The organism is Brevundimonas sp. Marseille-Q4549 (genome assembly GCF_976940555.1).
Genome location: NZ_CDRHXG010000001.1, coordinates 1,293,263 through 1,308,416 on the forward strand (window position 1 = coordinate 1,293,263; position 15,154 = coordinate 1,308,416).

Annotated in this window: 9 protein-coding genes; 6 read left to right on the forward strand and 3 right to left on the reverse strand. The window is 66.9% G+C overall.

Annotated features, from left to right (window positions below; genetic code table 11):
• Positions 1 to 5 precede the first annotated feature (5 nt).
• Together ACWPV3_RS06445 and ACWPV3_RS06450 are read right to left on the reverse strand one after the other, a co-directional pair.
• Complete coding sequence (locus ACWPV3_RS06445) at positions 6 to 1,655, reverse strand: alpha-amylase family glycosyl hydrolase (protein ID WP_453977277.1); 1,650 nt, start codon at positions 1,653 to 1,655, stop codon at positions 6 to 8.
• Entirely contained in the window at positions 1,652 to 3,472 is a 1,821-nt protein-coding gene (locus ACWPV3_RS06450; RefSeq protein ID WP_453977278.1) for an alpha-amylase family glycosyl hydrolase, read from the reverse strand. Before ACWPV3_RS06450 ends, ACWPV3_RS06445 begins: the two co-directional genes overlap by 4 nt.
• Positions 3,473 to 3,750: 278 nt before the next feature.
• Between ACWPV3_RS06450 and ACWPV3_RS06455 the strand changes: the two genes are divergently transcribed.
• Complete coding sequence (locus ACWPV3_RS06455) at positions 3,751 to 6,585, forward strand: TonB-dependent receptor (protein ID WP_453977279.1); 2,835 nt, start codon at positions 3,751 to 3,753, stop codon at positions 6,583 to 6,585.
• Between the two features lie 206 nt (positions 6,586 to 6,791).
• Positions 6,792 to 8,066 carry a sugar MFS transporter gene (locus tag ACWPV3_RS06460; protein ID WP_453977280.1) on the forward strand — a complete coding sequence of 425 codons (1,275 nt, stop codon included), beginning with the start codon at positions 6,792 to 6,794 and terminating at the stop codon, positions 8,064 to 8,066.
• Between the two features lie 65 nt (positions 8,067 to 8,131).
• Here ACWPV3_RS06460 and ACWPV3_RS06465 read toward each other — a convergent pair whose 3' ends face one another.
• Complete coding sequence (locus ACWPV3_RS06465; RefSeq protein ID WP_453977281.1) at positions 8,132 to 8,752, reverse strand: TetR family transcriptional regulator; 621 nt, start codon at positions 8,750 to 8,752, stop codon at positions 8,132 to 8,134.
• 131 nt (positions 8,753 to 8,883) lie between these two features.
• Between ACWPV3_RS06465 and ACWPV3_RS06470 the strand changes: the two genes are divergently transcribed.
• The 4 genes from ACWPV3_RS06470 (at position 8,884) to ACWPV3_RS06485 (ending at position 15,154) form a co-directional block, all read left to right on the forward strand.
• On the forward strand, positions 8,884 to 10,089 hold the full coding sequence (locus tag ACWPV3_RS06470; protein ID WP_453977282.1) for an efflux RND transporter periplasmic adaptor subunit: 1,206 nt from the start codon (positions 8,884 to 8,886) through the stop codon (positions 10,087 to 10,089).
• A 3-nt stretch (positions 10,090 to 10,092) separates the two neighbouring features.
• A complete protein-coding gene (locus ACWPV3_RS06475; protein WP_453977283.1) occupies positions 10,093 to 13,365 on the forward strand; it encodes an efflux RND transporter permease subunit in 3,273 nt (1,090 codons plus the stop codon).
• Positions 13,362 to 14,795: a TolC family protein gene (locus ACWPV3_RS06480; protein ID WP_453977284.1), complete on the forward strand. Its 1,434-nt coding sequence runs from the start codon at positions 13,362 to 13,364 to the stop codon at positions 14,793 to 14,795. Before ACWPV3_RS06475 ends, ACWPV3_RS06480 begins: the two co-directional genes overlap by 4 nt.
• A 155-nt stretch (positions 14,796 to 14,950) precedes the next feature.
• Positions 14,951 to 15,154, forward strand: a complete 204-nt coding sequence (locus ACWPV3_RS06485) for a hypothetical protein (RefSeq protein ID WP_292086323.1) — start codon at positions 14,951 to 14,953, stop codon at positions 15,152 to 15,154.

Consider the following 15,154-nt stretch of genomic DNA (forward strand, 5'->3'; position numbering starts at 1 on the left):
CCCCGTCATCCGGCGTCGGCGAAGATCAGGCCGGCCAGCGGCCTCAGCGCCGCGCCGTCCGTCTCGGTCCAGTTGACCGCCGCGATCCGGCGCGCCCCGACGGGCGGCGACCAGTCCATGGCCGTAAAGCCCAGGTTGAATACGCACAGCAGCCGCTCGCCGCCCTCGGCCCGTTCGAACCGGCGGAAGACCACCAGGTCGCCCGCGCTCTCGATCTCCAGCCCGCCGGTCCGCAGCGCCGGATGGGCCTGACGCAGGGCGATGATGCGGCGCGCGGCGTGCAGGATCGAGGTCGGGTCCGCCTCCTGCGCGTCCACCGCCAGCGCGAGATGACGCGGATCGACCGGCAGCCAGGGCTCAACGGTGGAGAAGCCGGCGTTCGGCGCCGAGGCGATCCAGGGGATCGGCGTGCGGGCGCCGTCGCGGCCCAGGGTCTGGGGCCAGTTGGCGATGGCCTCGGGGTCGACCAGCCGCTCGAACGGCACCTCGGCCTGGGGCAGGCCCAGCTCCTCGCCCTGATAGACGAAGACATTGCCGCGCAGGCACATCAGCAGCAGAAGGGCCATCTCCGAGAAGGCCTTTTCGTCGCGCCCCTTGGCCCAGCGCGACACCGCGCGCGGCGCATCGTGGTTGGAGAAGGTCCAGGAAGGCCAGCCCTCGCCCTGCTGGTCCGGCCACATGGCGTCGCCCTGACCGATCAGTTCGCCCTTCAGCGTGTCGGCATAGAGGTAGAGGAAGCCATAGGCCGAATGCAGCCGGTCGTTTCCGGCGGTGAATTCCTTCATCTCGCGGTCGGCATGGTCGCCGCCGACCTCGGCCACCGTGAACCGGGCGTCATAGCTGTCGGTCAGGGCGCGGATGCGGTTCAGGAAGCCGATGATGTCGGGGTGGGACTGGTTGTAGATCTTGTCCTGGAAGTCGAACGGCCGCGTCCGCTTCTTGCCGTCGTCGATGGGCGGATTGTCGCGCAGGGACGGGTCGTGGATGGCGAAGTTGATCGCATCCAGCCGGAAGCCGTCCACGCCCCGGTCCAGCCAGAAGCGCGCCGCCGCGATCAGGGCGTCCTGCACCGCCGGGTTCCTGACGTTCAGCTGGGGCTGGGAGGCCAGGAAGTTGTGCATGTAATACTGGCCGCGCCGCGCGTCCCAGGTCCAGGCCGGGCCGCCGAAGACCGACTGCCAGTTCGAGGGCGGCGAGCCGTCCGGCTTGGCGTCGGCCCAGACATACCAGTCGGCGTGTTCGCCGTTTCGGCTGGCGCGGCTGTCGGTGAACCAGGGATGTTCGTCCGAGGTATGCGAGAACACCTGGTCGATAACGACCTTCAGCCCCAGGGCATGGGCGCGCGCGACCAGGGCGTCGAAGTCGGCCAGGGTTCCGAAGATCGGATCGACGTCGCAATAGTCCGATACGTCATAGCCGAAGTCTTTCATCGGCGACTTGAAGAAGGGCGACAGCCACACCCCGTCCACGCCCAGGCTGGCGACGTGATCCAGATGGTCGGCGATCCCCCTCAGGTCGCCGACGCCGTCATTGTTGGAATCGGCGAAGCTGCGGGGATAGATTTGATACAGGACCGCGCCCCGCCACCAGTCGCTCGCTGCGGCCGGGATCGATGCGGCGTCCGCCGGGGAAAGGTCGAGGGGTTGGGCGGTCACGGAACGCTCTTGCAAACGAGGTAGTCGAGAGGGGGAACGCGAACGGCGACGCTGGCGGGCGCCGACGAACGGGCGGCGCAGTCGCCGCGCAAAGCCTGCCACCGAAGCGAGCCGGGCTCCACCTCGACTTGGGCTGCGACGGGGGCGGTCGAACTGTTGAACAGAACCAGCACCTCGCCGCCGTCGTCGGTCAGGCGCGACAGGGCGAACAGGCCCGGCTTGTCGCCCGAGGCGCGCACGATCTGGCGACCGCGATGCAGCGCCGGTTCGGCGGCGCGCAGGCGCGCCATTTCCGCGATGGCCCGGTAAAGCGGCGCATCGGTTGAATAGGCCGGTTGGCGGCCGCCGACGGGCGTCTCGTCCGCATAGACCGGCGTGCGGCTGGGCCACATGTCCTGGCGGGAGTTTCCGTATCCGCCCGCGCCGGCGAAGCCCTGTTCGTCGCCGTAGTAGAGGGTCGGCACGCCCCGGCTGAACATCATCAGCGCATGGGCCAGTTCAATCCGGGCCAGCAGTTCGGCGTCGTCGGCCTCCGGGTTCGCCTGTTTCACGAAGAAGCCGATCCGCCCCATGTCGTGATTGCCCAGGAAGGTCGGCAGGATGGCGGCCGTGTCGGCCCCGTCCGCATAGAGGGCGTCGGCGTCGAACAGCCTGGCCAGGGCGTCGGTCCCGACCTTGCCCGCCGCGACGTCGGTCGCCTGTTTCTGGAACGGGAAGTCCAGAACGGCCGGATAGGCGTCGACCCGCGTGAACCGCGCCGTGACCGCCGGTTCGGGGTCATAGACCTCGCCGAAGATGTGAAAGTTGGGGATGCCCTTGGCCTCGGCGCGGGCGATCATGGCGGGGATGAAGGCCTGCCAGAACGCCGCGTTCACATGGCGGGCCGTGTCGATGCGATAGCCGTCTATGCCGTATCGGTCGATCCAGCCGCCGAAGATGTCGATCATGCCTTGAACGACCACCGGGTCTTCGGTCAGCAGGTCGTCCAGACCGGCAAAATCGCCGTCCAGGCTGCTCTCGCCCGAGAATGTGCTTTCGCCCCGGTTGTGATAGCGGATCGGGTCGTTCAGCCAGGCCGGAACCTTGGCGTTCTCCTCGCCCGCCGGGACGTAGGGGGTGTAGGCGTAGTCGGGCCGGGTCAGGCGTGAGAAGTCCCGGCCGTCGAAGCCGTCGTTGATCGGCGCCCCGTCCACCCCGCCCTTGCGCGTATAGGGATAGTCGGCGCGGTTGCGATAGGCGCAGTCGTTCCGGGGACACTCGCGATAGCGGATCACGTCGGCGGTGTGGTTGGCCACGATGTCCAGATAGACCTTCATGCCCCGCGCATGGGCCGCGTCGACCAGGGCGCGCATCGTCGCCTCGTCGCCGAAATGGGGATCGACCGTGGTGAAGTCGGTGATCCAGTATCCGTGGTGCGCCGCGCCGGTGTAGTTTCCGCGCGTCTGAACCGGCTTGTTCTTGAAGATCGGCGCCAGCCACACGGCCGTCGCGCCCAGGCCCTGTATATAGTCCAGCCGCTGGATCACCCCCGCCAGATCGCCCCCATGGTAGAAGTCGGGGTCGGTCGGGTCGAAGCCGCTCACCAGCCGCTGGGGCGCATAGCCGCCGTGGTCGTTGGCGGGATCGCCGTTGGCGAACCGGTCGGGGAGCAGGAAATAGATCACCTCGTCCTGGGGCGGGCGCTGCCTCAGTTCGCTCAGGGCGTCAGCTTGCGCGTTGGACTGGGCGCAAGCGGCCTGCGCGCCGACGACGCTCAGCAGGGCTGCGGCCGCCACCATCGCGTGCACCGTGTTGCGAAGGGTGTTCTTCTTCCCCATCACGCCTGCTCCCTCTTGCCTGAAAAGTGCAAAGCTTTCCAAGTCGATTTGCAAGATTTTGCAGTAATGCGCGCGCCTGTCAACGGGCGCGAAGGAGGGCGGCGTTATCGCAGAATATGGCGCTGACGCCGGTTCTTCGGGGGTTGTGGTGCGTCACGGCGGGGTTTGCGCGCTTCCGCCGCATTAACAGCTTGCAATGTTCTTCAAGGTTTGCATATTTTTGCGACGGCTTCAGACTGCGACACTCAGAAACGCGGTCAGCCCCAGGGAGGATGATCATGTTTCAACGTCTCAACCGGCGCGCGCGCCTGCTGTCCGGAGCCGCCTTCGGCGCGGCCGCCTTCATGGTTGTCGGATCGGCGCACGCCCAGACCGCGCCGGCCCAGACCGCGCAGTCGAACGATCAGCCGACCGAGGTCGGCGAGATCGTCGTCACCGGCATCCGCCGCTCGATCGAAGCGTCGATATCGGCCAAGGCCAACAACACCTCGATCGTCGAAGTCATTTCGTCCGAGGACATCGGCAAGCTGCCGGACGTGTCCATCGCCGAATCCCTGGCGCGCCTGCCCGGCGTGACGATGCAGCGCCTGGACGGCCGCAGCCAGGCGATCTCGATCCGGGGCCTTGGCCCGGACTTCACCACCGCCCTGCTGAACGGCCGGGAGATGGTGACGACCGGCGACAACCGCGGTGTCGAGTTCGATCAGTTTCCCGCCGAACTGTTGTCCAGCGTCGTCGTCTACAAGACCCCCGACTCGGCTCTGATCGGCCAGGGCCTGGGCGGCACCGTCGATCTGCGCACCGTGCGGCCGCTGGCCTATGGCCGCCAGGCGCTGGCCCTGAACTATCGCCACGAATGGAACGAACTGGGCGCGCTGAACTCGGGCACGTCCGACAGCGGCGACCGCTACACCGTCTCCTACGTCGATCAGTTCCTGGACGGCACCCTGGGCGTGGCCCTGGGCTACGCCCACATGAACTCGCCCTATCAGTCCGAGCGGTTCAACGCCTGGGGCTATCCCAACTATTCGGACGGCAATCTGCTGACGGGCGGCGTCAAGCCCTACGTCATGTCGTCGGAGCTGGAGCGCGACGGCTATATGGGCGTGCTGGAATGGCGGCCGAACGACCGCATCCACTCCACGTTCGACGCCTTCTATTCCAAGTTCAAGAACACCCAGGTCCTGCGCGGCATCGAATTCCCGCTGGCCTGGGGCGGTCTGGCCGAAAGCCCGAACCGTAGCGACACCGTCCTGGGCGGGTGCCAGATCACCAACAACGTGGCGACCCCCAACGTTTGCCGTCCGGGTCCGTCCCTGCGTCCGGGCTATACGGTCGAGAACGGCCTGATCGTCGCCGGCACCTGGGACAACATCAAGGGCGTGGTCCGCAACGACCTGAACAAGCGCGACAGCACGATCACGGCCTTGGGCTGGAACACCGAGTTCACGCTCAGCGACGACTGGTCGGCGAACCTGGACCTCAGCTATTCGAAGGTCGAGCGGAACGACATCATCCTTGAAACCAACGCCGGCACGGGGCGCAACATCAACGGCGCGCTCGACACCCTGGGCTTCCAGCTGACCGGCGACGGCGTGACGCAGTTCACCAGCCGCCTGAACTACGCCGATCCGACCTTGATCAAGATCACCAGTCCGCAAGGCTGGGGCGGCGACGTGATCCCCGAGGGGCAGGCCGGCTATCTGAACACCCCCTCCGTCGAGGACGAGTTGAAGGCGGCGCGTTTCAGCGTCACGCGTCAGCTGCACCAGAGCCCGTTCAAGTCGATCGACTTCGGCTTCAACTATTCGGAACGCCAGAAGACGTTCGTCAACGATCAGTATTATTTGGGCGTCCCTGGCGGCGGCGACCTGACGGTGCCCAGCCAGTTCCTGCTGAATCCGACCGACCTGGGCTATCTCGGCATCTCTCAGGTGCTGAGCTACGATGCTCTGGGCGTTCTGAACAGCGGCGCCCTGAACCGCATCCGCAACCCGAACGCCGATGTCATTTCCGGCAATTGGGAAGTGACGGAAAAGGTCTCGACCGCTTACGTCCGCGCCAACATCGATCATAACCTGTTCGGCCTGCCGCTGACCGGCAACGTCGGCATGCAGTTCGTCTATACTGACCAGCATTCGACCGGCTTCTCGGCGCGTCAGGCCGGCCTGGGTGTTTCGCAGACGATCGCGGTGGAGGGCGGCAAGGACTATCTGGAAATCCTGCCGAGTTCGAACTTCATCCTGCAGGTGGCCGACGACACCTTCGTGCGCTTTGCAGCGGCCCGCACCCTGGCGCGCGCCCGCATGGACGACATGCGCGCCTCGCGCAACTATTCGTTCGATAACGGCAAGAACGTCGCCGGCGCCCAGGCCGATGTGAACTCGCCCTGGAGCGCCTCGGGCGGCAATCCGACCTTGATGCCCTATATCGCTGACGTGGCGGATATCTCGCTTGAGAAATACTTCGCCAACCGCAAGGGCTATGTCTCGCTGGCCGCGTTCTACAAGAACCTGGAAACCTATGTTTACAATCACGACCAGGTCTTCGACTTCACGGGCTATCCGACCGGCGGCCTGACGCCTGTGATCAACCAGGGCAAGTCGTCGGCGCCTGACAACGGCGAGGGCGGCTGGATCCGGGGTATCGAATTCTCGGTCTCGGCGCCGTTCGAAATCCTTCATCCGGCCCTGGAAGGCTTCGGTGCGCAGTTCAGCGCCTCGATGACGGAAAGCAAGGTCCAGCCCGATCCGAACCAGGCGCCCACGGCCCTGCCGGGTCTGTCGGAAGACGTGATCAACGGTTCGCTCTATTATGAGCGTTTCGGCCTGCAGGCTCGGGTCTCTGCCCGTTATCGCTCGGACTACCTGGGCGAGGTCGCCGGCTTCGGCAACGGCCGCAACCTGCGCTCGGTCGCGGCGGAAACCGTCGTCGATGCCCAGGTTGGTTACGAGTTCCAGGGCGGTCCGCTGGAAGGCCTGTCCGTTCTGGCCCAGGTCAACAACCTGACCGACGAGCCGTTCAAGACCTTCCAGAACGGCGATGAGCGCCAGACCATCGACTATCAGCACTATGGCCGCACCTTCGCGGTCGGGCTGAACTACAAGTTCTGATTTCCCCCTCTCTTCTGAGCACCTTGGGCCGTTTCGTTCGCGAGGCGGCCCTTTTTCTTGACCGGGAAGGGCGGGCAGGCGGGCAAGTTTCGTTACAGCATCCGCTTTTCCTCTGGACGCCCGGCGTCCGATGTCGGAACTCAGCAAGCGAGGAGAACCGTGCGAACCAGCGCGGCCGTCTTAGTTCTACTGGGGGATCCTATCCAATGACCGTTCCGGACGCCGGAAAACGCCAGGGCGCGGGCCTGGCCTTCGCCTATGTCACCACGCTGTTCTTCGCCTGGGGCTTCGCCACCTCGCTGATCGATCCGCTGATCGCGGCGGTGAAGCGGGTGTTCGCCCTGAACAACGCCGAGGCGTTTCTGACGACCTTCGCCTGGTTCATCGCCTATGGGCTGATGTCGCTGCCGGCCGCCTCGGTCCTCAGCAAGCTGGGCTACAGCCGCTCCATCATCGGCGCCCTGATCGTGATGGTCGCGGGCTGTCTGATCGTGCCGGCCGCGACCGCCGCCGACTGGTATCCCGGCGTGCTGATCGCCCTGTTCGTTATCGCCTCGGGCGTCACCCTGCTGCAGGTCGCCGCCAACCCTCTGGTCGCCGAACTGGGCAGCCCCAAGGGCGCCTCCAGCCGCCTGAACCTCTCGCAGGCCTTCAACTCCCTGGGCACCACGGTCGGACCTTATCTCGGATCACACGTTCTGCTGACGGGGGGCGTCTTCGCCGCCGGCGCCGTGGTGACCGCCGCAACGCGCACCCAGTCGCTGCGCAGCATCGACATGGCCTTCCTGGGCATGGGCGCCTTCTTCGCCTTGATCGCCGTCTTCATCTTCACCGCGCGCAAGAAGATCAATGCGGCGGCGCCAGAGTTCCATAACGCGGTCTCGCCGCTGAAGGCGCTGTCGTCGCCGTGGGCCGTGTTCGGCGCCCTGGCCATCTTCCTCTACGTCGGATCGGAAGTCGCCATCGGCGGCATGCTGACGAACTTCCTGGAGAGCCCCGATGTCCTGAACGCCCCCATCGAGACGGCGGGCAAGATGGTCGCCCTGTACTGGGGCGGCGCCATGGTCGGCCGCTTCATCGGTTCGGCGGTGATGACCAAGGTGCGTCCGGCCGTCGTTCTGGTCTGCTGCACCGTGGCGGCGGCGTTCCTGTGCCTGATCGTCAGTCAGATCGGTGGACCGACGGCGGCCTATGCGGTGCTGTCGATCGGCCTGTTCAACTCCATCATGTTCCCGACCATCTTCACCCTGACGCTGGAGCGGTCCACGGCGCCGACCTCGGCCACCTCCGGCCTTCTGGTGTTCGGCATCATCGGCGGCGCGCTTCTGCCCCAGGCGGCGGCGCACATCGCCGATGCGGCGGGCAAGCTGCAGCCCGCTTTTGTCGTGCCCATGCTGGGCTACGTCGGCCTGACGCTGTTCGCCATCGGCTGCATCCGCACCAAGGCGCGGACCGAAGTGACCTCGACCGCCTCGCACTGAGCCGGTCGCCAGACAAGACAAAGGGCGCGGAGAGCGATCTCCGCGCCCTTTTCAATTCCGCTGGGTCAGCCGTCGATCAGGGACTGGAGAATGGGCGCCAGGCGGTCGCGCATCTCTTCGCATTGAGCGGGTTCGATGTTGAAGCTGCCGCCGCCCAGTTCGCGGCTGACCGACATGCCCATGATGAAGCCGGCCAGGAGGCGCGCGCGCACGGTGGCGTCCGGTCCGCCGAGCCAGTCCTCCAGCGGTCCGAAGAATCGCTGGGTGCAGTTGTTCTGAACCATCTCCGACGCCTTGGCCGAGCCGATGGAGCGCAGCATGATCGACATGCCCTTCAGCTTTTCGGCCTTCTTGGGTTCGAAGACGATCTCGTGCGCCATGCGCCGGCCAAAGTCGGCCTTTTCACCCTGCATCAGGGCGCTGCCGTCGCCGCAGCTGTCCAGCGCGGCGAGGAACAGATCATCCTTGGAGCCGAAGTAGCGGCTGATCAGGGCCGCATCGACGCCGACGTCTCGGGCGATGTCGCGCATGCCGACGTCGTCGTAGCTCTCGGCGGCGAACCGTTCGCGCGCGGCGTCGAGAATGGCCGTGCACGTGGCGGCGGCGTTTCTCGGGCGGGGACCGGGGCACAACAAGGCGGCGAACACTCCGAATGGCAAGGTGGTCAGGAATAACCGTAACTCCATATGGCTTTGTCATCGTCTGTTGACAAGCGTCGCCGCCCCAAGGATAAGTCACCATGCGTTGACATGGCCGACTCCCCAGCGGCGTATGTCCGCACGACAGGGATTCAACCTCCGACAGGGAGATTGCGCAGATGCGCGGGCTGAAGATCGCCGCCGTGTCCGTCTTTGCGACGGGCGCGCTTTTTGGATGTTCCCCCAAGGCGGAGCAGCAGGCCCCCGGCGCTCCGCCGGTGACGGTCGCCACCCCTCTGCAACAGAAGGTCGTCGATTGGGACGAGTTCACCGGCCGGTTCGAAGCGGTCGAGAGCGTGGACGTGCGGGCGCGGGTTGGCGGCTATATTCAGGCCGTGCATTTCCGCGACGGTCAGATGGTTCAAAAAGGCCAGCTGCTGTTCACCCTGGACCCGCGCCCGGCCCAAGCCGCGCTGGCCCAGGCCCAGGCCCAGGTCGCGCAGATGCAGTCGCAACTGACCCTGGCGCGCGCCAACCTGGCCCGCAGCGAGACGCTGCTGGCGTCCCAGGCGGTGTCCAAGGCCGAGTATGACGCCAACAAGGCCGCCGTCGATGCGGCCCAGGCCAATCTGGCGGCCGCCAACGCCGCCGTTCGCACGGCGCGCCTGAACCTGGACTATACGCGCGTCACCGCGCCGGTTTCGGGTCGCGTGTCCGATCGTCGCGTCGATCCGGGCAATGTCATCGCCGGCGGTTCGTCGGCGGGCGACATCCTGACCACCATCATCTCGGGCGGGCCGATCCATTTCGTGTTCGACGGTTCCGAGGCGGTGTTGTTGAAATATCTGCGCGACGGCGGCGCCAGCCAGGGCGCGCCGGTCCGCATCCGTCTCCAGGACGAGAGCAGCTACCTCCATACCGGCCGTCTGGACTTCTCGGACAACGCCGTGAACACCGCGTCCGGCGTGATCCGTCTGCGGGCCATCGTGCCGAACGGCGACGGCTTCCTGCGTCCCGGCATGTTCGGCCGCGCCCAGGTCGCCGGCGCGGGGGCCTATGACGCCCTGCTGGTGCCGGATTCGGCCATCGGCACCGATCAGGCGCGCCGCATCGTCTCGGTGGTCGCCGCCGACGGCTCGGTCACGACCAAGCCCGTCGTGCTGGGTCCGATCGTCCAGGGCTTGCGCGTGATCAAGTCGGGCCTGGCCCCGACCGATCGCATCATCATCGCCGGCCTGCAGCGCACGGCTCAGCCGGGCGTGAAGGTCAAGGCGCAGAACGGCCGCATCACCCCCGTCGCGGGGCAGGCTTCGGACGCCCCTGTCACCCAGGCGGCCCCCGCCTCCAGCGCCTCCTTCGCCAACAGCCTGTCAGCCGGCGACTAAGCCATGAACATCTCCCGCTTCTTCATCGACCGGCCGATCTTCGCGGCCGTGATCGCGGTGGTGATCTCCATCATCGGCATCGCCGCCTATCCGCTGCTGCCCCTGTCGCAGTATCCCGAGATCGCGCCGCCGACGATCACCATCAACGCCGCCTATCCCGGCGCCTCGGCCGAGACCCTGGCCGAGACCGTCGCCGCCCCCATCGAGCAGGAGGTGAACGGCGTCGAGAAAATGCTCTACATCACCTCCTCGTCCACCTCGGACGGGGCGGTGGCCATCACCGTGACCTTCCAACCCGGAACGGACCTGGACGCCGCCCAGGTGCTGGTCCAGAACCGGGTCGCCCTGGCCGAGCCGCGCCTGCCCGAGGCGGTGCGTCAGACGGGTGTCGTGGTCAACAAGGCCGAGAGCGGCTTTCTGATGATCCTGGGGCTGACCTCGCCCGACGGATCGCTGGATAACGACTATGTCGGCAACTACGCCAACTCCACGCTGCGCGACCGTCTGCTGCGCGTCGAGGGCGTGGGCGCGGCCCAGGTGTTCGGCGGCGGCAACTATTCGATGCGGGTGTGGATCGACCCGGCCAAGGCGGCCGAGCGCGACCTGACCGGACCCGACATCGTCGCCGCCCTGCGCGCCCAGAACGTCCAGGCCGCCGCCGGCTCCATCGGCCAGCCGCCGTTCCCGACCAACGCCGCCGCCTTCCAACTGCCGGTGCAGGTTCAAGGCCGCCTGACCGATCCGGACCAGTTCTACAATGTGGTGCTGAAGACGGACGCCCAGGGCCGCGTCACCTATCTGCGCGACGTGGCGCGGATCGAACTGGGCGCCCAGGACTATGGCATTCGCGGCTTCTTCGACGGCAAGCGCGGCGTCGGCGTTGCCATCATTCAACAGCCGGGCGCCAACGCCCTGGGCACCGCCGAGCGCGTCCTGAAGGAGGTCGACGCCATCAAGGCCCAACTGCCCCCCGGCATGGCGATTTCGGTTCCCTACAATCCGACCGAATTCGTCGCCGCATCCGTGGAATCGGTTCAGCACACCCTGGTCGAGGCGGTCATCCTGGTCGTCATCGTCATCATGGTCTTCCTGCAGACCTGGCGCGCGGCCATCATTCCCATCGTCGCCATTCCCGTGGCTCTGGTCGGCACCTTTGCGGTGCAGCTGGCCCTAGGCTATTCGATCAACTCCCTGTCGCTGTTCGCCCTGGTTCTTGCCGTCGGCATCGTGGTCGATGACGCCATCGTGGTGGTCGAGAACGTGGAACGGGCCATCCGCGAGGGGCTGACGCCAAAGGAGGCGGCCTATCGCTCGATGCAGGAGGTCTCGGGCGCCCTGATCGCCATCGGCCTGGTGCTGATCTCGGTGTTCGTGCCGACCATGTTCGTGCCTGGCATTCCGGGCATCTTCTATCGCCAGTTCGCCGTGGTCATCGCTTCGGCTTCGGTTATTTCGTTGTTCGTGTCGTTGACGCTGTCGCCGGCCATGGCGGCCCTGCTGCTGAAGCCGCACAAGGAACACGCGGACCATGCGCGCAAGCCGGGCCTTCTAGGCACGGTCGTCTATTACAGCGGTTGGGCCGGGCGGAAGTTCAACGAAGGTTTCGACTGGCTGTCGGATCGGTACGGTCGTCTGACGGCGCGCCTGGTGCGCACTGTCGGCCTGGTGCTGATCATCTACGTCGGACTCTTGGGCCTGACCGCCTGGCGCCTGGTGGACACGCCTTCGGGCTTTATCCCGGAACAGGATCAGGGCTTCCTGATCGGCGTCATCCAACTGCCGGCCGGCGCTTCGCTGGATCGGACGGAGGCGGTGATGACCCGCGCCCGCGAGATCATCCAGGGCACCAAGGGCGTCAACGGCACCGTGGCCTTCGCGGGCCTGGACGGCGCCAGCTTCTCGTTCGGCTCCAACGCCGCCACCATCTTTGTTCGCCTGGATCCGTTCCAGGACCGGACGCGCGAACAGGCGGCGGCCGCCCTGGCCGGGGCCATCACCCAGGCCACGGGCCAGATCGAGGACGCGCAGATATTCGTCATCGCCCCGCCGGCGGTCCAGGGCCTGGGCAACGGCAACGGCTTCAAAATGATGATCCAGGACACCTCGGGCGCGGGCTATCGCGCGCTTGAGGGGGCGACCTTCGCCATGATGGGCGCCGCCGCCCAGAAGCCGACCGAGGTGGACCAGGTCTTCTCGACCTACAACACCGGGTCGCCCCGCATCACCGCCGACGTCGACCGCGACAAGGCGCTGATGATGGGCGTCCAGCCGGCCGACGTCTTCAACACCATGGGCGTCTATCTGGGGTCGGCCTATGTCAACGACTTCAACATGCTGGGCCGCACCTTCCGGGTGACGGCCCAGGCTGAGCCCCAGTACCGCGACGACATCGCCGACATCGCCAATCTGAAGACCCGCTCGGCCTCGGGGGCCATGGTGCCCATCGGCTCGGTGGCCAATCTGGTCGACGATTCCGGTCCGTCGCGGATCGTCCGCTACAACCTGTTCCCGGCGGCCGAACTGCAGGGCAATGCGGCGGCGGGCGTATCTTCGGGCCAGGCGTTGAAGACCATGGAGGCGATGGCGGCCCAGACCCTGCCGCAGGGCTTCAGCTATGAATGGACGGAACTGGCCTATCAGCAGAAGGCGGCCGGTTCGGGCGCCACCCTGATCTTCCTGATGGCGGTGGTGTTCGTCTTCCTGGTGCTGGCGGCTCAGTATGAAGCCTTCACCCTGCCGCTGGCCGTCATCCTGATCGTGCCGATGTGTCTGCTGGCGGCCATCGTCGGGGTTAATCTGCGTGGCCTGGACAACAACATCCTGGTCCAGATCGGCCTGGTGGTCCTGATCGCCCTGGCGGCCAAGAACGCCATCCTGATCGTGGAGTTCGCCAAACAGGCCGAGGAAGAAGGCATGAACCGGTTCGACGCGGCGGTCGCCGCCGCCCGCACCCGTCTGCGCCCGATCCTGATGACCTCCTTCGCCTTCATCCTGGGCGTCGTGCCCTTGATGCTGGCGACGGGGCCGGGGGCCGAGATGCGGCAATCGCTGGGCACGTCCGTCTTCTCGGGAATGCTGGGCGTGACCTTCTTCGGTCTGATCTTCACACCGGTCTTCTATGTGGTCTGCCGCTGGCTGTCCTCCAAACTGCCGCAGGGACACAAGCCAACGCCCGATCAAGGTCGGCCGGCGATCGAGCGTTACGATGAAACCAGCGACCTGACCGATCCGAACGCGCCTGCGCCCGCGACCGGCCGGGGAGGGGATATCCGATGACCCGCAACAAGACCCTCAGCCTCTCGACCGTGGCGGCCGCCGGCGCCCTTCTGGCCGCCTGCGCGGTCGGGCCCAAGGCGCCGGTCGCCGACCTGCCGACGACCGGAACCGGCGGCTTCGTCGGGGCGGCGACGCCCGCCGTCTCGACCGCCCCGGCGCGGGACGACTGGTGGCGGCTGTACGACGATCCGACGCTGGATGGACTGATCCGCCAGGCCTTCGCCGAGAACAACCAGCTGGAAGCCGCTTTCGCCAATCTGCGCGCGGTGCGGGCCTCTCTGTCCGAAGCGCGTGTCGGTCGTTTCCCCAGCACCACGACCAGCGCCCAGGCCCAGCGCAGCCGCGCCTCGGCCGCCACGGTCCCGGGCCTGCCCGCCGGGGACAAGGCGCCCGAGGTCGACACCTATGACGTCGGCGTCCAGGCGGCCTATGAGGTCGATCTGTTCGGCCGGGTGGAATCGACCATTCGCGCCGCCCGCTCCGACGCCCGCGCCGCCGAGGCGGCCCTGGCGACGGTTCAGGTGACGGTGGCGGCCGAGACGACCCGCGCCTATGCCGACGTCTGTTCCGCCAACGCCCAGATCGCGGTGGCCGAACGGACGCTGGAGCTGCAGCGCCGCACCGCCGACCTGACCCAGACCTTGCTGGAGGGCGGGGCTGGGACGGGGCTGGACGTGGCCGGGGCCCGCGCTTCCCTGGCCCAGACGGCGGCGACCCTGCCGACCCTGCGCGCCGCCAGGAACGAGGCTCTGTTCCGCCTGGCCACCCTGACCGGCCGCACCCCGGCCGAGGCCGACCAGACGGCCGCCGCCTGCGTGCGTGCGCCCCAGCTGAGCCAGCCGATCCCGGTCGGCGACGGCGCGGCCCTCCTGGCCCGTCGTCCCGACGTGCGTCAGGCCGAGGCCGAACTGGCCGCCGCCGCGGCGCGCGTGAATGTGGCGACCGCCAATCTGTTTCCGCAGATCAGCCTGGGCGGATCGTTCGGATCGACGGCGCTGAAATCCGGGGACCTGGGCGAAGATCGGAATTTCCGCTTCAGCTTCGGTCCTTTGATCAGCTGGTCCTTCCCCAACGTCCTGGCGGCCCGCGCCCAGATCAAGGCGGCCGGCGCCCGGTCCGATGCGGCCCTGGCGACGTTCGACCAGACGGTTCTGACCGCGCTTCAGGAAACCGAGACGGCGCTGAGCAACTACGCCAACGAACTGGACCGTCGCGCGGCTCTGACCGAGGCGCGGGATCAGGCGGCGCGGGCCAGCGAACTGTCGCGCCTGCGCTTCAACGCCGGAGCCGACAGCTTCCTGCAGGTCCTGACCGCCGAACGGACCCTGGCCGGCGCCGAGGCCGCCCTGGCCCAGTCGGACGCCCTGGTCACGACCTATCAGATCGCCCTGTTCCGCGCCCTGGCCGGCGGCTGGCAGGCCGACAGCTGATCGGGACTTGATGACTGAACCGAAGGGCCGTGCGAGGTATCGCGCCGGCCCTTCTTTTTGGCGATCATCCACAATCTGATCGGATCATCGTGTTCCGTATTTGTTCTTGTCGTGCTCTAACCGTTTCGGCGGTCGGCGGCGCGATGGAGGAACTGATGAACGACGGAGCACTCGCCCATATGGTTGCGGAGATGGACGCGGAACTGGCCAGGGTCGAACCGACCCTGCCGGCCCATCCCGGACACACGCGCCAGGCCGAAATCCTGCGCGCCCTGACGCTGGGGCTGGGCAATTTCGAGCGGATGCGCGCGCACGACGTCCATCTGCTGGCCGCCAGCCTGTCGCCGCGCAGAGGGTGA

Bases quoted from the DNA above. Each gene is read 5' to 3' on its own strand.
- ACWPV3_RS06450 (WP_453977278.1), bottom strand. From the start codon at position 3,472: ATGGGGAAGAAGAACACCCTTCGCAACACGGTGCACGCGATGGTGGCG.
- ACWPV3_RS06455 (WP_453977279.1), top strand. From the start codon at position 3,751: ATGTTTCAACGTCTCAACCGGCGCGCGCGCCTGCTGTCCGGAGCCGCC.
- ACWPV3_RS06460 (WP_453977280.1), top strand. From the start codon at position 6,792: ATGACCGTTCCGGACGCCGGAAAACGCCAGGGCGCGGGCCTGGCCTTC.
- ACWPV3_RS06465 (WP_453977281.1), bottom strand. From the start codon at position 8,752: ATGGAGTTACGGTTATTCCTGACCACCTTGCCATTCGGAGTGTTCGCC.
- ACWPV3_RS06470 (WP_453977282.1), top strand. From the start codon at position 8,884: ATGCGCGGGCTGAAGATCGCCGCCGTGTCCGTCTTTGCGACGGGCGCG.
- ACWPV3_RS06475 (WP_453977283.1), top strand. From the start codon at position 10,093: ATGAACATCTCCCGCTTCTTCATCGACCGGCCGATCTTCGCGGCCGTG.
- ACWPV3_RS06480 (WP_453977284.1), top strand. From the start codon at position 13,362: ATGACCCGCAACAAGACCCTCAGCCTCTCGACCGTGGCGGCCGCCGGC.
- ACWPV3_RS06485 (WP_292086323.1), top strand. From the start codon at position 14,951: ATGAACGACGGAGCACTCGCCCATATGGTTGCGGAGATGGACGCGGAA.